Origin of the sequence: Erysipelothrix sp. P66, assembly GCF_038682365.1 — a bacterium.
Taxonomy (GTDB): domain Bacteria; phylum Bacillota_I; class Bacilli_A; order Erysipelotrichales; family Erysipelotrichaceae; genus Erysipelothrix; species Erysipelothrix piscisicarius.
Genome location: NZ_CP152290.1, coordinates 1,370,311 through 1,390,490, shown reverse-complemented (window position 1 = coordinate 1,390,490; position 20,180 = coordinate 1,370,311). Strand labels below are relative to the sequence as shown.

Genomic DNA, 20,180 nt, shown 5'->3' with positions numbered 1-20,180 from the left:
TAAAATATCAGTTACAATAGTAGTAAGAATGGAGGGGGAGTATGAAAAAAGTTAGACTTAAAGATATTGCGAAGTTAGCGCATGTCTCAGAAGCATCCGTTTCTTTAGTATTAAATGACGCGCCCTCACGAATTTCAGAAGCTAAGAAATCAGAGATTAAACGGATTGCGGAAGAGTTAAATTATCGACCAAATTATGTTGCTCGCAGTCTTTCTACGAATAAAACGCAAACAATCGGCTTAATTATTCCAGATATTGAAAACCCCTATTTTTCATCATTTTCTAAACATGTTGAAGATTTATTACGTAAAGAGGGATATCTCGTTTTTATGGTCAACAGTGATGATCATGTTGAAAATGATCGCACGCTTATTAAAGAACTTAAAGATCGGCAAGTTGATGGGTTAATTCTCTGTCCTGCTTTGGATGCATACCGTGTGAATGCGGATGTACAGCAGGAGTTGGATTCGATTGGGGTTCCTTTTGTGTTGGTAGACCGCATTTTTGAAAACATTCAAACGAATCAAGTTTCTTACGATAATGAATATGGTGGGTATCTGGCGACACAATACCTTATTGAACAGGGTTGTAAACACATTGCATGTTTTACCGGTTCTTTACTTACCTATGGTGGGCGTCAACGTTATGAGGGTCATCTTCGTGCCTTAAAAGAATCCGGATATTCGATTTCAAAGAAAAACCGTTATGAAGGGGATTACCGGTATGAGACAGGGTATGTTTTCGGAAAGGATGTCGTAGCACGTAAAGACATCGATGGGGTCTTTGCATGTAATGATCTCATGGCTTACGGATTGCTTAAGGCGATGGATGAAGCTGGACTGACTCAGAAAACCCTTAAAGTTGTGGGGTATGATAATTTAAAACAATCAGAAATGTTTGGGATTCCGTTAACTTCTGTCTCTCAAGATCTTTCCGTTTTAGCGATGCATGCATGCAAACAGCTGCTTAAACAAATAGAAGATCAAAGCTATCAAGTCGATACTGTGTTAAAACCGGAACTTGTTCAATAAGCATGAATCATCGGATTCATGTTTTTTTTGAGTTTTAGGTTAAACGCTTAATCTAAAACTATTGACAGCGGTTACAAAGCGGTGTAAACTAGAATCACAAGGAGGTTAAGCGCTTAATCATGAAGAAACAAGCATTTGAAATTAAAGAGAACGTGCTTACTCCGGAGCTTTATCAAGCGATGCATTCAGTCTGTAACTTTAAAGCATATGCCTTAGAGGATATTCAGATGGCGCTTGATCATGATTTATACGATGTTGTGGTGTTTGATGGTGACCAAGCGGTTGCCATTGCCCGACTGGTCGGTGATGGAAGGATTGTGTTCTTTCTCAAGGATGTCATCGTACATCCGCAATATCAACATCAAGGCTGTGGCGATTTACTGATGCAATCAATCTTTAAGTATCTTGCACGGGTTGCCTGTCAAGGTGCTTATGTAGGTCTCATGGCGACGCCAGGTGTTGAAGCGTTTTATGCTCAGTATGGTTTTATCACAAGACCGACTGAAGAACTAGGAAGTGGGATGGTGTTATTTTATGAGCAGTAAGATCTATGTACTTGGAAGTATTAATGCGGATTTGATGATTTCCGCGAATCGTGTCCCTCAACAGGGTGAAACGATTGCTGGCTATGATTATTTTGAAGCAATTGGGGGTAAGGGTGGTAATCAAGCAGCGGCATGTGCCAATCTGGGCGCCCCTACATTTCTAATTGGAAGTGTTGGACGGGATTATCATGGTCAACTTGCCTTAAATGCTTTAAATAATTTTGGGGTTAATACAAATCATGTTCTTCTTAGTGATGATGAACATACCGGGGTTGCGATGATTTTAAAAACAGATCACGATAATCGCATAATTATAAACCAAGGTGCGAATGCGAATATTAGTGTTCCACGCATTCATGAAGCCCTACAGGGATCAAACCAGGATTTCTTTTTAACTCAATTTGAAGTTCCACTCTATGCCGTATATGAAGGTCTCAAACAAGCAAAAACCTTGGGAATGACAACGGTGGTGAATCCAGCCCCTGCGGTAGTGATGAACGAAGATTTTTATCCATTAATAGATTACCTTGTGGTAAATCAATCAGAGAGTGAAATTTTGACAGAGATCTTCCCTCATGATCTTGAGGATTGTAAGCGTGCGGCTACAACCTTATGTGAACGAGGTGTTAAGACGGTTGTCTTTACCTTAGGTGGATCGGGAAGTATTTGTATTTCTAAAGATCACGTTGATATCATCCCATCTTATGCAGTAGATGTAGTAGATACAACGGGAGCAGGCGATGCTTATATTGGAACGTTCTTATACGGTCTTAGTAAGCAATGGAATCTTCAAAAAGCATTAACCTATGCAAGTGCTGCAGGTGCCCTTGCATGTACAAAACAAGGTGCTCAAGAAGCACTTCCCACACTTGAAGCATTAACAGATTTTATGAACCAAGGAGGAAATGATGAGTAAACGAAAAATTATCATTGATACAGATCCAGGCATTGATGATGCCGTTGCACTGGCAATCGCTTTATTTTCAGAAGAACTGGATGTTCAGTTGATTACAACGGTTGCAGGAAATGTAAGTATTGAGAAGGTTACGAAAAACACCTTAAAGCTGCTGCCCTTCTACGGTAAAAAAATTCCAGTGGCCATGGGTGCATCCCGTCCCTTACTAAGAGAACCGATTGATGCCAGTGGTGTACACGGTAAAACGGGGATGGATGGTTATGATTTCCCTGAGGAAGATCGAAGTTTGCTTCTCGATAAAAATGCGGTAGAGGCAATGTATGAGGTCATTATGAACAGTACGGAGAAAATTACACTTGTTCCAATTGGTCCACTAACCAATATTGCTTTATTAATTCGAGAATATCCGGAGGTCATTGAACGCATTGATGAAGTGGTATTAATGGGTGGTAGTGTCGGACGTGGTAATGCGGGTGTCTATTCTGAATTTAATATTAAAGTAGACCCAGAAGCTGCGAAGATTGTTTTTGAAAGTGGTCTAAATATTGTGATGGCAGGTCTTGATGTAGGTCTTAAAGCCCTTGTTTATCCGGAAGATTCTGCATTGATTAAGGACATGAATCCTGTTGGAAATATGTTTTATCACTTATTTAAAACCTATCGCGGTGGAAGCTTTAAGGTTGGTTTAAAGATGTATGACAGTTGTGCGATTGCATACTTACTTAAACCAGAAATGTTTGAAGTGGTGGAGACATTTGTAGGTATTGAGACCCAAGGGGAATATACATCAGGGGCTACCGTGGTAGACCTAAAAGGATATTGTGGTCAGCCCGCAAATGCGAAAGTTACGACTGATATCGATGCGGATCTATTTAAAACATGGTTCCTCGAATCAATTCAAAAGTGTCAAACGAAAAACTAATATAAAGGAGAATGAAGGTTATGAGTCCATTTGTTATGTATGGAGCAGGCTTGATTGCAGTCGCAATCGTAGTTGTCATGCTTCTTAAAAAACTCGATATTAAGATTACGTTGTTTGGTGTTGGTATTTTACTCATGATGGTAGCAATTATGATGGGGAATGCGGTTATTGAAGAACCGGTTCATATCTTAGTTGATCCACTTCTTGCGATTATCGATCAATTTAAGAAAACACTCCCAAGTTCTGGGTTTGTGATTCTTGTATTGGGTGGTTATACGGCTTATATGAATGCGATTGGTGCAAATGAGGTAACGGTTAATACCCTTACAAAACCCCTCAAAGGCATAAAATCAGCATACGTTTTGGTTCCAATTGTATTCTTACTCGGGAACTTGTTATCCCTTGTAATTCCAAGTGCATCCAATTTATCCATTATTTTGCTTGCAACCTTGTATCCAGTTTTAAAAGAATCAGGGATGTCAACATTAACTGCAGCCGCAATTATTGCGACAACGGCAACGGTTATGCCTACACCATTAGGTGCAGATAACGTTGCGATTGCTGCGGAACTTGGAATGCCTGTTGCAGACTATGTCTTCCAACATCATGCAATTGTTTCCGTACCAACACTTCTTGTGATGGCACTCGCACATACATTCTGGCAAAAATACTGTGATAAAAAACTTGTAGCAAGTGGTGAAGAGAAGGTTGTTCTGAATGTAGAAGCACCCAAGCAAATTGAAGGCAGTGGGCTTTATAAATTTGTCTACACATTGCTTCCCTTGTTACCAATCTTAATTTTACTTGTTGTCTTTGCAATTAATGCAATCACAGGATCAACCTTGAACTTATCTGTTGAAGTGGTATCGATGATGTCCTTTATCATTGCGATTGCGTGCGAACTGATACGTCATCGTGATGGAAATAAAGTCTTAACAGCTACAGAATCCTTCTTTAAAGGGATGGGAAATGCAATGGGGATTGTTGTCTTACTTGTTGCTGCTTCAACCTTTGTGAATGGTCTTAAAGCGATTGGTCTAATTACCCAACTTCAAACGGTAATGCAAACAACTCAAGCTTCAGGCTTTGTCTTACCACTGATTCTTGTACTCTTTACAGCACTGATTGTCCTCTTGAGTGGTAGTGGAATGGCACTCTTCTATGCAATGGTACCGCTTATGGTTCCTCTTGCTGCAGCAGCGGGCATTAGTCCATTTGCGGTGACTGTGCCAATGGGGCTTGCAGGAAACTTACTACGTGCTGTTTCACCGGTATCTGCCGTGGTAATGATTGTTGCAGGAACTACAAAAGAAGAACCGTTTGATATTGTGAAACGTACATCGGTTCCAATGATTGTTGGTACGGTCTTTATGTTTGTACTTTCAATGATTATATTCTAAAAGCAAAAAACACATCACCGATTAGGGTTGATGTGTTTTTTTATGGATATCAAAGGCTAAGATTTTGGTGACTGTATCAGCTGTTAGACTTTGTGTTTGATCGTACCCTCGAAGAAAGGATATAAAATAATTAAGAAATTCTTCAACATGATCTTTATCGTTTGTATAAGATCCTTTGAGAATACGACGGATAATCCCTTGATGCATAATATAGGCAAAATTCACGATCGTTGAAACATCATCGGCTTTAAAATATCCCGCCTCGACACAAGGGTCTATTGAAAGTTGGTTACGCCGTTTCATTCCTTGCCCTAAAACAAGATCACTGATGTGTTTTGCGGGTTTGGTTTTATGCATTGGAAACGTTGCGTTGTAAGCATCCATATGACTTAAAATTTCATCAGATTTCTCAGAATCAAATACGTAGGTATAGATTTCCGGATCTTTAAAAGACCAATCGGAATAACAACGCCACATTAATAAATACTTATCAAGTGCATTGTGGTCTAAGTTGATAATGGTTTCAAGATCACTGAGGTAATCGGTGATGGTATGGATCATGGCGAAAGCAATAAGTTGATCAAGATTTTCAAAATAATTATAGAGGGTAGCGCTGTTGTAACCGGCAATGTCTGCGACTTTTCGGATGGTGATTGCTTGCATGCCTTCCGTATTCACAATTTCTTTGGCTGCCTGCATAAAATAGAGCATGGTTCGTTGTTTTTTTAGTTTTTTATGGCTCATTGTCATGACAACCTCCTTACTATGTGAATTATATAACATATAGAAATAAATCACAGTGGGTTTACGGTTTTTTTGGTGCTTTTTCATAATGTTTATCGATATTCTAAGGATTTATTGCTAAGTTGGTGAATTATTGGCATTTTCGTTCTTTACACCAAAGGTAATGAATCTCTTGGAAGGCTATGTTATAATTGAATAAATTAATGGGAGGAATTTATATTTATGGCTACACCACATATTAATGCTGAAAAAGGGCAAATCGCTAAGGTTGTATTAATGCCTGGAGATCCACTTCGCGCAAAGTTTATTGCGGAAACATTTTTGAAAGATGTGAAACAATTTAACGATGTTCGTAATATGTTTGGATATACAGGAACCTATGAAGGCGTTGAAGTATCAGTAATGGGTTCAGGAATGGGACAACCAAGTATTGGAATTTATTCTTATGAACTATATTCACAATTTGATGTTGAAGCAATTATTCGTATTGGTTCAGCAGGATCGTATGTTGAAGGACTTGATGTTTATGATGTAATTCTTTCAGATAGTGCATATAGTGAATCTTCATTTGCGAAGGTTGGATTTGGATATGAAGAAGATGTTCTTGAACCAAGTAAGATGTTAAATGATCAATTACGTGCTTCTGCACAAAAATTAGAGATTCCTATGCAAGAGGGACGCATTCATTCAAGTGATGTCTTTTACCGCGACTCCGGTGTTACATGGCAAGAACTTGCGAAGAATCATGGTGTGACATGTGTTGAGATGGAATCATTTGCACTTTTCGCAAATGCTAAGAAATTAAACAAACATGCAGCATGTCTTCTAACAATTTCAGATTCATTTGTAACACAAGAAGTAACTTCAGCTGAGGAACGTCAACTCTCATTCACAAATATGATGAAGATTGCGTTGGATGCAGCAATTTCTTTAAAATTCTAAAAAAATGAAACTCATCGATAATCGGTGAGTTTTTTTATTTCTAATCAAACTACATTTGTAGTCATCCCACTTGATATCGCAGAAGTACCATGATAAACTACAAATGTAAACGATAAAGGAGGACGGAAATCATGAATAAAAAAACCTATAACGTAACAGGGATGATGTGTGCATCCTGTCAAAGCCAAGTTGAAAAAGCATTACAAGGTGTTGAGGGCGTTGAACATGTGGAGGTTAATCTCCTTACCAATCAAGCCGTTATTACGTCACAAAACACAATTCCTGAAGCTGATTTAATCCAAGCGGTTGAAGATCAAGGTTATGGCCTTGAAATCCCCAATCCAGTCCAAGAAAAAACAGTTGATCTCAAACTTACTGATATGACCTGTGCATCTTGTGTTGCGAATGTGGAAGGTGTACTCCAACACTTAGAAGGCGTTATGTCCGCTAGTGTTAATTTAATGACTGAACGTGCACGTGTGACTTATGACCCTCATAAACTAAAACTGGTGGATATGATACAAGCCATTGAAAATCAAGGCTATGGCGCAAGCCGTTTGGATGAAGTTGAAGCGATATCCACGGATTCTCAAAAACACCAAAATCAAAATGAGAATCGTGCGCTTTACTTTAGTTTAATCTTAGCGGCTGCCATGCTCCATATTACGATGGGTCAAATGTTTACCTATAAACTACCCTTACCATCCTTTATCGATCCTAATATTAATCCTTTGAACAATGCGCTCTTCCAAATTGTTATTACCATCCCTATTGTTTGGTTAAATCGTGATTACTTTAGAAGAGGCTTTAAAACATTATTTAAAGGGCATCCTAATATGGATTCTTTAGTAGCGATTGGAACCGGTAGTGCAATGCTTTACAGTTTCTACGGATTCTTCAAAATTTTAAATGGCGAAGCGCATTTCGTACATCATCTCTACTTTGAGTCTGCGGCGGTGATTTTAGCGTTGATTCGTCTTGGAAAAACCATGGAGTCACGCAGTAAAGCGAAAACAACCAGTGCCATTAAGGCTTTATTAAATCTTAAACCAGAAACGGCACTTTTGATTCGTGAGGATGGTGTTGTGGAGATTGATGCGGATGAAATCCGAATTGGGGATCGTCTGCTGGTAAAACCGGGTACATCCATTCCAATGGATGGTCGAATTTTAGAAGGTGAAAGTGCGGTCGATGAGTCGATGTTGACCGGAGAAAGTATTCCGGTTGATAAAACGCGAAATGATGATGTTGTGATGGGGACGATGAATCTTAACGGTCGCCTTGTCATCGAAGTGACCGTTGATGATCAAAATACAAAACTTGCCCAAATTATTCGTTTGGTTGAAGATGCACAAAACGAAAAGGCACCCATCTCTAAAGTAGCGGATAAAGTAGCGGGTGTGTTTGTTCCTGTGGTAATGGTCATTGCGCTTATTTCTGGAATTTTATGGTTTATCGCTACCAAAGATCTAGAACGTGCTCTCACCATTTTCGTAACGGTACTCGTTATTGCTTGTCCGTGTGCACTTGGACTTGCAACGCCAACGGCCATTATGGTCGGAACCGGAGTGGGTGCACAAAATGGAATTTTTATTAAGTCAGCGGAAGCATTAGAGGCTGCGGCTCATATTGATACCGTTGTTTTCGATAAAACAGGAACCTTAACACATGGGAAACCTGTCGTGACGGATATCATCACGAACTTGCCTGAAAATGAATTCTTAAGTATAGTTGGTTCACTTGAAAATGCTTCAGAACATCCCTTAGCACACGCGCTTGTTTCAGAGTTAGAAAAGCAAAATCTAGAATTCTTAGCCATTGATTCATTTAAATCAATCTCAGGAAAAGGTCTTCAAGGAAGTGTTGGTGGAAAATCCATTGCAATTGGAAATGAAGCGTTGATGGCTTCGTTAAATATCTCTACAGATCGTTATGAAGCAGATGTGAAACGTTTATCTCAAGAAGGTAAAACGGCGATGTATGTTTCAGATCAAACAGCATTAATGGGGATTGTTGGAGTTGCGGATACTGTTAAAACTGAATCAATTGAAACCGTAAAAGCATTACAAGATATGAACTATGATGTCATTATGCTTACCGGTGATCATCGTGATACAGCACACGCAATTGCCCATCAAATTGGCATTAACCATGTGTTAGCAGAAGTGATGCCTGAAGAAAAGGCAGCCAAAATAAAAGAACTTCAACGTAACGGTAAAAACGTCTTAATGGTAGGAGATGGGATTAATGATGCGGTCGCTTTGGTTCAAGCCGATGTTGGGATTGCAGTCGGTACTGGAACGGATGTAGCGATTGAATCCGCGAAAATTGTGCTGATGAAAGATAACTTGAAAGATGTTGTGAATGCATTAGCCCTCAGTAAAGCAACCATGCGTAATATAAAACAAAATTTATTCTGGGCATTTGCGTATAATGTCGTGGGGATCCCTTTTGCGGCGGGTGTTTTTAAAGTCTTATTCCAAGGTCCACTTCTTGATCCAATGATCGCCGGTGCCGCAATGGCTCTAAGTTCCGTAAGTGTTGTTTCAAATGCATTGCGTTTACGTCGCTTTAAGATTAAAATATAAGAGAAAGGCGGTAACTATGAAGCATATAATTTTTGTGGATAATATGAAGTGTGAGGGATGCGTTAAACGTATTTCAGAAGAATTGGATAACACACGTGTGGATTATACGATCAGTTTGGTCAATAAATCCGTAACGGTTGAAGGATCAAACGATACCGTCCATGCAGCAAAACAAGCAATTCAATCAGCAGGCTATTCTGTAAAATAGCCTGTTTTTCTTATTTTCACGTGGAAATAGAGCAATTTAGTAGGATTAAATTGGAATAACTATATGAAGCAAAGACAGATTTGCACAAGCAACAAACATATAAGTGTGAAAATATTGGTTCTAAACCGTTTTCATGTGTGAAAGCGTAAACTACTGCGCATGATTTCATTGAGAAACCCATTTGTATTTGTTATAATGGGAAAGGTAAATAAGGAGGCAATTATGACAAAAAGAACTGTCAGTGATTTGGATGTTGCTGGTAAGAAAGTCATTGTACGTGTTGACTTTAACGTTCCATTAAAAGATGGCGTTATTACAGACGATAACCGTATCAATGGTGCACTTCCAACAATCAAATATTTGGTAGAAAACAATGCAAAAGTTATTCTTATGTCACACTTGGGGAAAGTAAATCATAAGGATTCAGAAAAAACTGAAGCAGACAAAGCTAAAAATGATATGGCACCTGTTGCAGTAAGACTACAAGAATTAATGCCTGAAACAAATGTTAAGTTTGTTCCAGTTACACGTGGTAGTGCGTTAGAAGATGCTGTTGCAGCTATGGCTGATGGCGACATCGTGTTAATGCAAAACACACGTTATGAAGTTGGTGAAAGCAAATGCGACGACAACTTATCACAATACTGGGCAAGTTTGGGAGACTTATTCGTAACAGATGCATTTGGATCTGTTCACCGTGCACATGCTTCAACAGTAGGGATTGCACAACATCTTCCTTCAGCACTTGGATTCCTTGTTGAGAAAGAAGTTAAGTTCTTAACAGAAGCAATCTATTCACCAAAAAGACCATTCGTAGCGATTTTAGGTGGTGCTAAGGTAAGTGACAAAATTAATGTTATTGAAAACTTATTAGACGTAGCTGACAAAGTTATTGTTGGTGGTGGAATGGCTTATACATTCTACAAAGCAAAAGGTTACGAAATCGGAACTTCACTTGTTGAAATGGACCGTATTGATGTAGCGAAAGCAATTATGGAAAAAGCAGGCGATAAATTAGTATTGCCAGTTGATACTGTGGTTGCTAAGGAATTTGCACCAGATGCAACACCAGTTGTTGTGCCTTCAAATGAAATTCCTGCAGATATGATGGGACTTGACATTGGTCCTAAGACAATCGAATTATTCGAAAAAGAATTACAGGGTGCGAAAACTGTTGTTTGGAATGGTCCAATGGGTGTGTTTGAATTTGACGCATTTGCTCAAGGAACATTGTCAATCTGTAAAGCAATTACAGAACTTCCTGATGTATTGAGTGTTATCGGTGGTGGAGATTCCGCAGCGGCAGCAATTCAATTAGGATTCAAAGACAAAATTACTCACATCTCAACCGGTGGGGGAGCAAGTTTAGAATTTATGGAAGGAAAAGAATTGCCAGGTATTGCAGCAATTCAGGATAAATAAAACATGAGAAAACCGATTATCTTTGGTAACTGGAAAATGAATAAGACGATTGCAGAAGCAACTGAATTCGTTCAAGGTGTTGATGCATTTGTTACAGATAAAGCAGACTTTGGTGTGGCAGTGCCTTTCACAGCACTCCAAGCATCCATTGCAAATGCTAAAAACTTACATATTGCAGCTGAAAATGTTCACTGGGCAGCAAACGGTGCTTATACAGGTGAAATCTCAGTTGAAATGTTAAAAGAAATTGGCACAAAATGGGTTGTTATCGGACACTCAGAACGTCGTCAATACTTCAACGAAACAGATGAAGACATTAATAAAAAAGCAGCTGTATTAATCGAAAATGGTATGACTCCAATCGTTTGTGTTGGGGAAACATTATTTGAATTTGAAGCAGATAAAACAGAAAAAGTTGTTCGTAAACAAGTTGCGGGTTGCTTAAGTGGTTTAAATGCAGACGATGTTCAAAACATCGTGATCGCATACGAACCTGTTTGGGCAATTGGAACTGGTAAGAGCGCAACAGTTGAGATTGCTCAAAACACATGTGCTTTAGTTCGTGACGAAGTTAAAAACTTATTTGGAGCAGAAGTTGCAGATAAAGTTCGTATTCAATACGGTGGATCCGTTAAACCTGAAAACATTGAGGAATACATGTCACAAGAAGACATTGATGGTGCATTAATTGGTGGAGCTTCACTTCAAGTGGATTCATTCAAAGCAATCATCGATGCAATTAAATAATTTATTAACAAGTTAATAAAAGAATAAATAGAGGCTCAGGAGGATATAACATGCCAAGTATTATTGATATTTATGCACGCGAAGTCATGGACTCACGCGGTAACCCAACAATTGAAGTAGAAGTAACGACAGAATCAGGCGCATTCGGACGCGCAATGGTACCATCAGGTGCTTCAACTGGTGAACGCGAAGCGTTAGAACTTCGTGATGGTGATAAATCACGTTTCGGCGGTAAAGGTGTATTAAAAGCTGTTGCTAACGTTAACGATATTATTGCTGAAGAATTAATTGGCTTTGATGTAACACAACAAAACTTAATTGACCAAGCAATGATCGAATTAGACGGTACATCCGATAAATCAAAATTCGGTGCAAACGCAATCTTAGGTGTTTCAATGGCTTGTGCTATTGCTGCAGCTGATTTCTATGATATGCCACTTTACAAATACTTAGGTGGATTCAACGGAAAAGAATTACCTGTTCCAATGATGAACGTTATCAATGGTGGTTCACACGCTGACTCATCAGTTGATTTCCAAGAATTTATGATTATGCCAATCAGTGCAAAATCAGTTAAAGAAGCAATCCGTATGGGTGCTGAAACATTCCACGCATTGAAATCAGTATTAAAAGAAAAAGGTCATGTTACAGCTGTTGGGGACGAAGGTGGTTTCGCTCCAAACTTAGCATCAAACGAAGAACCTTTAGAAGTTATTGTTGAAGCAATCAAACGCGCTGGTTTCGTACCAGGTGAAGATATCGTTCTTGCAATGGACGTTGCTGCTTCAGAATTCTACGATGTAGAAAAAGGTGTTTATGTATTAAGTAAATCAGGTGGCGAAGAATTAACATCGGATCAAATGATCGATATGTACGAAGGCTTCTTAAACAAATACCCAATCGTATCAATCGAAGACGGTTTAGGAGAACGCGACTGGGATGGATGGAAACGTCTAACAGATCGTATTGGTGACCGTTGCCAAATCGTTGGTGATGACTTATTCGTTACAAACCCTGCAATTCTTGCAGAAGGTATCGAAAAAGGAATCGCAAACTCAATCCTTATTAAAGTTAACCAAATCGGTACTTTAACAGAAACATTTGACGCTATGGAAATGGCAAAACGTGCAGGATATACATCAGTAGTTTCACACCGTTCAGGAGAAACAGAAGATGCAACAATCGCTGACATTGCAGTAGCATTTAACGCAGGTCAAATCAAAACTGGATCAATGTCACGTACAGACCGTTTAGCTAAATATAACCAATTAATCCGTATCGAAGATGAATTAGGTTCAGCAGCTAAATATTCAGGTGCTAACACATTCTTCAACATCAAAAAATAATTAAACGTTGATCAAACTCACTCGAAAGAGTGAGTTTTTTTATGCGACAGAATCATCCCAAACGATAAGATGCTACACAATAATCTCATAATGAATATTTGATATCGTTTTCAATAACTTTTAGACAATCAATAGCAGTTATCAAGGCTTGCATGTTGCACCGGACCATGGTAGTCTTAAGGTATGAAAAAACTCCATATATTTCTGGTAATAGGGTCCGGAAGTTTCTACTTACATCCCGTAAAGATGTAAACTATGGCAAAAGAGCCTTATCTTCATGATAGGATATTTTCACGTCTCTTTCTGCCACATATAATGGCAGTTTTTTTATATATTGAGGAAGAGGAGGACATTACGTGAAAAATATTCTCAATAAGTATTTTGGGATTGAAGAAGCAGGTTCGACAATCAAACGTGAATTTGCGGGAGGGTTAACGGCATTTCTTTCAATGTCATACGTTATTTTCGTTAATCCAATTATTTTAGGGCAAGCAGGAATGCCGAAGGATGCGGTCTTTATTGCAACCATTATTTCCTCGGCAATTGCAATGTTAATTATGGGGCTTTATGCGAAGTTTCCACTAGGCCTTGCACCGTGTATGTCGATGAATGCGTTCTTTGCTTTTAGTGTTGTCATGCAAATGGGGATTTCATGGCAAACAGCTTTGGCTTCGGTGCTTGCATCATCAATTTTATTCATTATTCTTGCTGCTTCAGGCGTTCGATCGAAGATTATTAAATCGATTCCACTAACCATTAAGCAAGCAGGAACGGTGGGCCTCGGTATTTTTATTGCTTTTGTAAGTTTTAAAAACTCAGGGATTATTGTACCCGATCCAGGTATGTTTATTACTTTTGGTGGTTTTGATAATCCAAATGTTATTATTGCATTTGTAGGGATTATTACGGCTGCGTTTTTCTTGGTTCGTGGCAATCAATATGCTGTATTTCTCGGTATGGTTGGTGCAGCGGTTTGTGGCTTGTTGATGCGTTTAGGGGTAAATATGGGCGTATTATCAATGGCACCAGATGTAGTTGCGACGTTACCGCAATTGCCAGCAGGAAGCCCTATAGTGTTCCCTATAGAACCAATTCAAACAATGGTTCATGAAACCATGTTTGTAGCGGTGAAAGAATTACCGAACTTATTGAATCCACAAGCGATTATTGTAGTTTTAACGTTCTTATTCTTAGACTTCTTTGGAACTGCAACAACATTATCCGCTGCGGCATCACAAATTCCACATATTCCACAAGAAGAATTTGAAAACAACAATCGTATTTATATGGCCGATGCCCTTGGAACATTTGTAGGTTCACTTTTTGGAACATCAAATCTTTCAACGTATATTGAATCAGTATCGGGAATTATTAATGGTGGACGAACAGGACTTATGGCAGTTGTTACGGCAGTGCTCTTCTTGTTATCTATGTTCTTCTATCCTTTATTATCGCTTGTAACGCCAGCTGTCACAACACCAGCTATGGTTGTGATTGGGATCTTTATGATGCAAAACATTACAAATATCGAATGGCACTCAGGATTTGAAAACATTATACCTGCCTTCTTAACAATCGTGATGATGCCTCTAACGGGATCAATTGCTTTAGGGTTAACTTTAGGATTTATTTCCTATGAAATGTGTATGATTTTTGCGGGACGTGGTAAAGAGCTTCCTAAGATTATGCACTTTATTACCCTGATTTCAATAGCATATATTTGTACGTTGTAGTATAATACTAAGTAAAATTGAAAGAAGGTTCCCATGAAATTACTCGAAGAAATAATACAAGAAAAAGGTAAAGTTAAATCTGAAGAAATTGTGGATGTGAGCTCATTTTTGAATGCTCAAGTAGATCCTAAAGTTATGGAAGCTTTAGGAAAAGACTTCGCAGATTTCTATGCAGATTATGACTTTGATTTGTTTGTAACAGTTGAGACATCAGGAATTGCTCCCAGTGTTTTCGCAGCGTTGTATGCAAACAAACCGCTAATCATTATCAAAAAAAGTTTAACTGAAAAAGATGACCCTAAGTTTATTCAACAATCATGTTTTTCATTCACAAAGAAAAACGGTTATCACTTAACCGTACCGAAACATCTTATTGAAGGAAAACGTGTTATTCTTCTCGATGATTTCCTTGCGAAAGGAAGTGTTGTTCATAATGTAGATAAACTTCTAAGCCAAGCGGATGCATCGCTTGTCGCAACCGGTATTTGTATTTCAAAGAATTTTCAACCGGGTTATCAAATGCTCGTAGATGAAGGACACGACCTATATTGTCAGGCACAAATCGAATCCATCGATGTGGATTCAGGAAAGATTACCTTTAAATCATAAAAAAACAACGTTAATCAACGTTGTTTTCTTTTTCATCAAGCGGTTCATCCACTGTAATATCATTGAGATGAATGGTGGGATGCTCTTCCGTTTGTGGTTTATTAGCAATTGCTTCGTCTTGTTTTGCCTCAAACTGTTCTTGTTTGAGTGCATCATTTTTAGCTTTTTCTGCGCGTTTTGCTTTTCGTTTTGATTTCCAGACTAAATCTAAGATTAATCCAATAAGATTCGAGCTAAACATCACAATAATCCATATAAACAGACCATTGAATGCAATTGCATTGCCACCAGAACGAGCTACCGAGAACGCAAGGGCCCAAAATGATGCAAGCATTCCAAGGATAAAAAATACAATGCTTACCCAAGATCCAATATTTATAATAAAAAATGCATAGACGGATACGACAAGTGCGAGAACGACTTCATTTAATAAGAGATCCATTTGGAATGGAACTTTAAAAACGAAAAAGGTCATCACAACAAAGGTAATTAGGGTAATCGCAAGCATTACCAGACTCACAATGAGTTTTTGTTTCAGATTAAATTTTTTCATGGTTGACTCCTTTATTAAAATATAGCACATTTTACTTTTATTTCACCTATTATACTGTATCATTAGAGAGAGAGGTGATTGATATGAGTAGTAAATTAACGATTGAAGGATCGGGCAGTATCTATGTAACACCAGATATGATGCGTTTTAGCTATGAATTAGTACAAGATGATTCGTCGTATGCAAGTTCGTTTGATGCATTAAAAAAACAATATGAAAATATTGTGAAAGCCTTTAAGCGCGTAGAGTTTAATACCAGTTTGATTAAAACGTCAGGGATCGAGGTTTCCATCCTCCAACCCACCGAAAATCAACCCAAATTATTCCGATGTGTGCAACGCCTTGTTTTTGAAGATAGTATTAATCTTACGAAGATGTCGGAGTTGTTAGATCATTTAAGAACCAGTGATGACTTTAATTTCAGTCTTTCGTATTTCTTAAAAGATTCAACCAAAGCAGATAATGATGCCTTGATTCTCGCGATTAATCAAGCTACCGATAAAGCGAAATTGATTGCGGATACTTCAGGGATCCGATTGGGTCATATTTGTAATATGGAGTACGTGAATCATGCTACTGCAAGACCAATGCATCGTATGGCCAGTGCGGATATGATGGGTTCCACGATGACTGCAAATGACTTAGCGGTGACACAATCCATTGTCATGAGTTGGGAAATTAAGTAATATTTAACGTACTTAATATCGAAGAACTGGTTTAATGAAACCACAACGTTTCATCACAATCCAAAATTTCCGTTTATCACTTAATAATGAAAACGGAAATTTTTTTTATGAATTTGAAAAAACATAAACCGTTCGAGCGTAACGATAGGGGATCAAAGTACCCATACATTTTTAGATATCAAGTAATATAGGGACTTGAAGTCGAATAAACATATCACGACGACCGGAATTGGTATTGGGCATTTCGTAGAGTACTTCACAAATATAATCTCCATTAATGACAAGGTTTTGCGCATTGATGAGTTGATGAAAGGTATGCATTGCTTCTATTTCATCCTCAAAAGATTGACAGAAAAAGACGGCATAATCCCCCTGTGGGAGGCTGTCGTTAGCTTGAGCTGGATCATCGACAAAGACAAAAAGTTCTTTCGAGTCAAAGTGTTGCCGGATAAAGTTTTCCTTGGACATAATGGAACCGACTCGATTAAAAAGGGTTTTCGATTTTAGGTGATGTTTAAAGTCGCGCAACGCATATTCATAGGCATCAATCGACATTTCGTAAATATTTTGTGTAATGGGATAACGGTAGATATGGCGTGCATGAAACGAGCTGATTTCCATCCAGTGCTTATCCATATTTTGTGTATACAAGTTGGTGGTTTCCATAAAACGATGGATTGACTGAATTTGATGGATAATCGATCGATGTTCATCGAGAAGTTGTTCTTCTTTTAATTTAAGGGAAGCCTTCAAAGACTCAAGGCTGATTTTTTGTTTTAGAATGTCATGAATCTCCATGAGATTAAAGTCTAATCGTTTAAGAAACTGAATCATATCCAACGTTGCAGACTGTTCAATCGTATAGTAGCGATAATGCGTTTCTGGATCAATCGAAGCCGGTTTGAGAAGACCGATTTCATCATAATACCGTAATGTTTGAATGGAAACATCATTCAAACGGGCAATTTCCCCGATTCTTAATTTTTGCATAAACCCTCCTTGACTCTCACCTTACTATAGAGATTATACTATAGTTGTGAAATATATATCAAGAAATAGGAGGCTTGGATATGAAACACGAAAAGGTACGCGTTATACAATATGGCTGTGGTAAAATGGCCGAAGTGATTGTTCGTAATTTAGTTGATCACGGTGCAGAAATCGTGGGAGCGATTGATGCGAATCCGAAATTAGTAGGGGTGGATGTCGGTGACTTTGCGAATTTGGGACGTAAAACCGGTGTACTGATTTCCGATGATGCTGATAAGGTATTATCAGAATGTGATGCAGATGTTGCGATCGTGACAGTATTTAGTTATATGAACGATATGTACTCAATTTTTGAAACATGCGCAATTCATGGTGTAAACGTCATTACGACTTGTGAAGAAGCAATTTATCCATGGACCACCGCACCATCAGAAACTAATCGCCTTGATCGTCTTGCGAAAGATTACAATGTTACCATTACGGGAAGTGGTATGCAAGATATCTATTGGATTAACATGCCGTGTCTTGTTGCAGGCGGTGTGAATCGTATTGAGAAGATGTATGGAACGGCTAGCTATAATGTAGAAGATTATGGACTTGCACTGGCGGAAGCACACGGTGCTGGTTATGATCTTGAGACGTTTGAAAAAGAAATTGCGCAAGCAGAAAGTTTGCCAAGCTATATGTGGAATGCAGGCGAGGGCATCTGCGCAAAAATGGGATGGACCATTAAGGCCATTTCACAAAAAAGTGTTCCGTATGTTTTAGATCATGCAATTTATTCAGAAACATTAGGACGTGAAATTCCAGCGGGGGATGCGATTGGTATGTCTGCGGTCACCACAATCCTTACACATCAAGGCCCAGAACTGGAAGTTCAATGTATTGGGAAGGTTTACGGTGAGAATGATGGGGATCTCTGTGAATGGAAGATTGTCGGAGACCCAGATGTAGTATTCTCAGTCGAAAAACCGGATACGGTAGCACATACGTGTGCAACGGTTGTAAACCGTATACCACAAGTGCTCGATGCACCGGCAGGATTTATCACGGCCGAAAAACTTGAGGAAATTCATTACCTCACGTATCCAATCGATCACTACGATTTCTAAGAACAACAAACAAAGAAACACTTTGGTTTGCCCTTTTGAACTAAAGTGTTTTTCTTATGTTTTAAGATGTTGTGATACGTAGTGAAAATCGTTATAATGTGCGTAAGGAGGGTCCATTATGAGTAGTCAAGATTTTAAGTCTGTTTTTGATATTATTGGACCAGTTATGGCCGGACCCAGCAGTTCTCATACTGCTGGAGCAGCGCGGATTGGAAAGATAGCACGCAGTATTTTTGGAGAATGTCCAGAGCGAGCCAATATTTATTTATATGAATCGTTTGCGAAAACGTATAAGGGACATGGGACCAATGTTGCGTTAGCGGGCGGTCTTTTGGGGATGGATCCCGATGATACGCGCTTGCATGAATCCCTTCTCATTGCACAAGAAGAAGGGATGAAGGTGACCTTTATTCCTTTAGTGGATAAGGTGGATCATCCCAATACTACAAAAATTGTAATGCATAAAGCGGGGCGTAAATGTACAGTCGTAGGAATATCGATTGGTGGCGGAAATGTAAAGATTACCGAGATCAATGGTACGAAAGTGGAAATCGATGGGGGTGTCCCAACAATTCTTATTTTTCATGAGGATTGTCCTGGGATGATTGCGAAGGTCGCAACCATTCTCAGTGAGATGCACATTAATATTGGTTCCATGAAAGTGGATCGTGAGGAAAAAGGAAAAAAAGCGTATATGGTGATTGAACTGGATCAAGATGATTTGGAAACATCACTGGATCGCTTACGATGTGTGGAGAATATTTATGAAGTTCTCTACATTGCGAAATAGGAGATATTATGTTTAAATCTATCCAAGAATTAGTTGATACTGCTACAGAGCGTGGAAGTTTATCTGAAACAATTATTGAATTTGAAATGAAGCGTTCCGAAGAATCCCGCGATGTCATCGTTCAACGTATGGGTTCACAACTGGATGTTATGAAACGAACCATTGAGCAGGGGAAACGCGGTGTAAAATCGACCACGGGTCTAACGGGTGGTGATGCAACCAAGATTTCAAAATATTTAAGTCATGGTGAAACGATTTGTGGACCGACGGTGATGACTGCGGTTCAAAATGCAGTTGGAACGAACGAAGTGAATGCTGCGATGGGTATCATTTGCGCAACGCCAACGGCGGGGAGTGCCGGTGTTGTGCCGGGAGTATTATCGGCAATTTCAGAACGTTATCATCTTACACGCGAACAAGAAATTAATTTCTTGTTTGTAGCGGGAGGTTTTGGTTTGGTGGTCGCGAATAATGCGTCCATTGCAGGTGCTACAGGGGGTTGTCAAGCTGAAATTGGCAGCGCCAGTGCGATGGCAAGTGCTGCGGTTGTGGATGTATTAGGGGGAACACCAAAGATGTGCGCCCATGCTTTTGCGATGACAATCAAAAATATGTTGGGTCTAATTTGTGATCCTGTCGCAGGCCTTGTGGAAGTGCCGTGTGTTAAACGAAATGCTTTGGGTGCGTCACAAGCTTTAGTATCCGCCGACATGGCGCTTGCCGGTGTAGAGAGTGCCTTGACACCGGATACGGTGGTAGAAGCAATGTATAAAGTAGGAAAAGAACTTCCGCGTAAATTCCGAGAAACCGGTGAAGGGGGTCTTGCGGATACAATTGAAGGAAGAGCCCTTGCGGAAGCAATATTTGGAAACGAAAAGACTGAATAATCAGTCTTT

General features: G+C 39.1%; 20 protein-coding genes and 1 riboswitch. Of the genes, 17 read left to right on the top strand and 3 right to left on the bottom strand.

Annotated elements, in window-relative coordinates:
* The first annotated feature begins 41 nt into the window (after positions 1–41).
* The 5 genes from AAG186_RS06905 to dcuC all read left to right on the top strand — a co-directional run bounded on the left by AAG186_RS06905 (position 42) and on the right by dcuC (position 4,814).
* Entirely contained in the window at positions 42–1,031 is a 990-nt protein-coding gene (locus tag AAG186_RS06905; protein WP_161637411.1) for a LacI family DNA-binding transcriptional regulator, read from the top strand.
* A gap of 119 nt (positions 1,032–1,150) precedes the next feature.
* Entirely contained in the window at positions 1,151–1,576 is a 426-nt protein-coding gene (locus AAG186_RS06900; RefSeq protein ID WP_161637410.1) for a GNAT family N-acetyltransferase, read from the top strand.
* Complete coding sequence (locus tag AAG186_RS06895) at positions 1,566–2,492, top strand: ribokinase (RefSeq protein ID WP_125163704.1); 927 nt, start codon at positions 1,566–1,568, stop codon at positions 2,490–2,492. The genes AAG186_RS06900 and AAG186_RS06895 overlap by 11 nt, the downstream gene beginning before the upstream one ends.
* The gene (gene rihC, locus AAG186_RS06890; RefSeq protein ID WP_342621476.1) at positions 2,485–3,414 is read left to right on the top strand and encodes a ribonucleoside hydrolase RihC; all 930 of its coding nucleotides are present in this window, start codon (positions 2,485–2,487) and stop codon (positions 3,412–3,414) included. The genes AAG186_RS06895 and rihC overlap by 8 nt, the downstream gene beginning before the upstream one ends.
* Positions 3,415–3,434: 20 nt before the next feature.
* Positions 3,435–4,814 carry a C4-dicarboxylate transporter DcuC gene (gene dcuC, locus AAG186_RS06885; protein ID WP_161637408.1) on the top strand — a complete coding sequence of 460 codons (1,380 nt, stop codon included), beginning with the start codon at positions 3,435–3,437 and terminating at the stop codon, positions 4,812–4,814.
* Positions 4,815–4,835: 21 nt separating this feature from the next.
* Here the strand turns inward: dcuC and AAG186_RS06880 are convergent, their stop codons facing one another.
* A complete protein-coding gene (locus AAG186_RS06880; RefSeq protein WP_342621475.1) occupies positions 4,836–5,558 on the bottom strand; it encodes a TetR/AcrR family transcriptional regulator in 723 nt (240 codons plus the stop codon).
* A gap of 222 nt (positions 5,559–5,780) precedes the next feature.
* Here AAG186_RS06880 and deoD point away from each other — a divergent pair, with 222 nt between their 5' ends.
* The 8 genes from deoD (at position 5,781) to AAG186_RS06840 (ending at position 15,153) form a co-directional block, all read left to right on the top strand.
* Positions 5,781–6,500, top strand: a complete 720-nt coding sequence (gene deoD / locus AAG186_RS06875; protein ID WP_013853271.1) for a purine-nucleoside phosphorylase — start codon at positions 5,781–5,783, stop codon at positions 6,498–6,500.
* Between the two features lie 131 nt (positions 6,501–6,631).
* Positions 6,632–9,088, top strand: coding sequence for a heavy metal translocating P-type ATPase (locus tag AAG186_RS06870; RefSeq protein ID WP_342621474.1), 2,457 nt, complete (start codon positions 6,632–6,634; stop codon positions 9,086–9,088).
* A 16-nt stretch (positions 9,089–9,104) separates the two neighbouring features.
* The gene (locus AAG186_RS06865) at positions 9,105–9,296 is read left to right on the top strand and encodes a heavy-metal-associated domain-containing protein (protein ID WP_125163700.1); all 192 of its coding nucleotides are present in this window, start codon (positions 9,105–9,107) and stop codon (positions 9,294–9,296) included.
* Positions 9,297–9,518: 222 nt separating this feature from the next.
* Positions 9,519–10,718, top strand: coding sequence for a phosphoglycerate kinase (locus AAG186_RS06860; RefSeq protein ID WP_161637562.1), 1,200 nt, complete (start codon positions 9,519–9,521; stop codon positions 10,716–10,718).
* Positions 10,719–10,721: 3 nt separating this feature from the next.
* Complete coding sequence (gene tpiA / locus AAG186_RS06855; RefSeq protein WP_125163698.1) at positions 10,722–11,465, top strand: triose-phosphate isomerase; 744 nt, start codon at positions 10,722–10,724, stop codon at positions 11,463–11,465.
* A gap of 50 nt (positions 11,466–11,515) precedes the next feature.
* Positions 11,516–12,811 (top strand): phosphopyruvate hydratase, encoded by a 1,296-nt coding sequence (gene eno, locus AAG186_RS06850; RefSeq protein ID WP_161637560.1) that lies wholly within the window; start codon positions 11,516–11,518, stop codon positions 12,809–12,811.
* 174 nt (positions 12,812–12,985) lie between these two features.
* Positions 12,986–13,087, top strand: a riboswitch (purine riboswitch).
* Between the two features lie 80 nt (positions 13,088–13,167).
* On the top strand, positions 13,168–14,544 hold the full coding sequence (locus AAG186_RS06845; protein WP_161637559.1) for an NCS2 family permease: 1,377 nt from the start codon (positions 13,168–13,170) through the stop codon (positions 14,542–14,544).
* Between the two features lie 33 nt (positions 14,545–14,577).
* Positions 14,578–15,153: a phosphoribosyltransferase family protein gene (locus tag AAG186_RS06840; RefSeq protein WP_125163696.1), complete on the top strand. Its 576-nt coding sequence runs from the start codon at positions 14,578–14,580 to the stop codon at positions 15,151–15,153.
* 10 nt (positions 15,154–15,163) lie between these two features.
* Here AAG186_RS06840 and AAG186_RS06835 read toward each other — a convergent pair whose 3' ends face one another.
* The gene (locus tag AAG186_RS06835; protein ID WP_342621473.1) at positions 15,164–15,706 is read right to left on the bottom strand and encodes a hypothetical protein; all 543 of its coding nucleotides are present in this window, start codon (positions 15,704–15,706) and stop codon (positions 15,164–15,166) included.
* A gap of 83 nt (positions 15,707–15,789) precedes the next feature.
* On the opposite strand from AAG186_RS06835, the gene AAG186_RS06830 reads away from it, so the two are divergent.
* Positions 15,790–16,392, top strand: a complete 603-nt coding sequence (locus tag AAG186_RS06830) for an SIMPL domain-containing protein (RefSeq protein ID WP_200549417.1) — start codon at positions 15,790–15,792, stop codon at positions 16,390–16,392.
* 171 nt (positions 16,393–16,563) lie between these two features.
* Here the strand turns inward: AAG186_RS06830 and AAG186_RS06825 are convergent, their stop codons facing one another.
* Positions 16,564–17,382 carry a helix-turn-helix domain-containing protein gene (locus tag AAG186_RS06825; protein ID WP_342621472.1) on the bottom strand — a complete coding sequence of 273 codons (819 nt, stop codon included), beginning with the start codon at positions 17,380–17,382 and terminating at the stop codon, positions 16,564–16,566.
* A gap of 80 nt (positions 17,383–17,462) precedes the next feature.
* On the opposite strand from AAG186_RS06825, the gene AAG186_RS06820 reads away from it, so the two are divergent.
* The 3 genes from AAG186_RS06820 (at position 17,463) to sdaAA (ending at position 20,171) form a co-directional block, all read left to right on the top strand.
* Positions 17,463–18,494 (top strand): dihydrodipicolinate reductase, encoded by a 1,032-nt coding sequence (locus AAG186_RS06820; protein ID WP_161637554.1) that lies wholly within the window; start codon positions 17,463–17,465, stop codon positions 18,492–18,494.
* Positions 18,495–18,612: 118 nt separating this feature from the next.
* Positions 18,613–19,284, top strand: a complete 672-nt coding sequence (gene sdaAB / locus AAG186_RS06815; RefSeq protein WP_200542874.1) for an L-serine ammonia-lyase, iron-sulfur-dependent subunit beta — start codon at positions 18,613–18,615, stop codon at positions 19,282–19,284.
* An 8-nt stretch (positions 19,285–19,292) separates the two neighbouring features.
* Positions 19,293–20,171, top strand: a complete 879-nt coding sequence (gene sdaAA, locus AAG186_RS06810) for an L-serine ammonia-lyase, iron-sulfur-dependent, subunit alpha (RefSeq protein ID WP_200542873.1) — start codon at positions 19,293–19,295, stop codon at positions 20,169–20,171.
* The last annotated feature ends 9 nt before the right edge of the window (positions 20,172–20,180 follow it).

Bases quoted from the DNA above. Each gene is read 5' to 3' on its own strand.
- AAG186_RS06905 (WP_161637411.1), top strand. From the start codon at position 42: ATGAAAAAAGTTAGACTTAAAGATATTGCGAAGTTAGCGCATGTCTCA.
- AAG186_RS06900 (WP_161637410.1), top strand. From the start codon at position 1,151: ATGAAGAAACAAGCATTTGAAATTAAAGAGAACGTGCTTACTCCGGAG.
- AAG186_RS06895 (WP_125163704.1), top strand. From the start codon at position 1,566: ATGAGCAGTAAGATCTATGTACTTGGAAGTATTAATGCGGATTTGATG.
- rihC (WP_342621476.1), top strand. From the start codon at position 2,485: ATGAGTAAACGAAAAATTATCATTGATACAGATCCAGGCATTGATGAT.
- dcuC (WP_161637408.1), top strand. From the start codon at position 3,435: ATGAGTCCATTTGTTATGTATGGAGCAGGCTTGATTGCAGTCGCAATC.
- AAG186_RS06880 (WP_342621475.1), bottom strand. From the start codon at position 5,558: ATGAGCCATAAAAAACTAAAAAAACAACGAACCATGCTCTATTTTATG.
- deoD (WP_013853271.1), top strand. From the start codon at position 5,781: ATGGCTACACCACATATTAATGCTGAAAAAGGGCAAATCGCTAAGGTT.
- AAG186_RS06870 (WP_342621474.1), top strand. From the start codon at position 6,632: ATGAATAAAAAAACCTATAACGTAACAGGGATGATGTGTGCATCCTGT.
- AAG186_RS06865 (WP_125163700.1), top strand. From the start codon at position 9,105: ATGAAGCATATAATTTTTGTGGATAATATGAAGTGTGAGGGATGCGTT.
- AAG186_RS06860 (WP_161637562.1), top strand. From the start codon at position 9,519: ATGACAAAAAGAACTGTCAGTGATTTGGATGTTGCTGGTAAGAAAGTC.
- tpiA (WP_125163698.1), top strand. From the start codon at position 10,722: ATGAGAAAACCGATTATCTTTGGTAACTGGAAAATGAATAAGACGATT.
- eno (WP_161637560.1), top strand. From the start codon at position 11,516: ATGCCAAGTATTATTGATATTTATGCACGCGAAGTCATGGACTCACGC.
- AAG186_RS06840 (WP_125163696.1), top strand. From the start codon at position 14,578: ATGAAATTACTCGAAGAAATAATACAAGAAAAAGGTAAAGTTAAATCT.
- AAG186_RS06835 (WP_342621473.1), bottom strand. From the start codon at position 15,706: ATGAAAAAATTTAATCTGAAACAAAAACTCATTGTGAGTCTGGTAATG.
- AAG186_RS06830 (WP_200549417.1), top strand. From the start codon at position 15,790: ATGAGTAGTAAATTAACGATTGAAGGATCGGGCAGTATCTATGTAACA.
- AAG186_RS06825 (WP_342621472.1), bottom strand. From the start codon at position 17,382: ATGCAAAAATTAAGAATCGGGGAAATTGCCCGTTTGAATGATGTTTCC.
- AAG186_RS06820 (WP_161637554.1), top strand. From the start codon at position 17,463: ATGAAACACGAAAAGGTACGCGTTATACAATATGGCTGTGGTAAAATG.
- sdaAB (WP_200542874.1), top strand. From the start codon at position 18,613: ATGAGTAGTCAAGATTTTAAGTCTGTTTTTGATATTATTGGACCAGTT.
- sdaAA (WP_200542873.1), top strand. From the start codon at position 19,293: ATGTTTAAATCTATCCAAGAATTAGTTGATACTGCTACAGAGCGTGGA.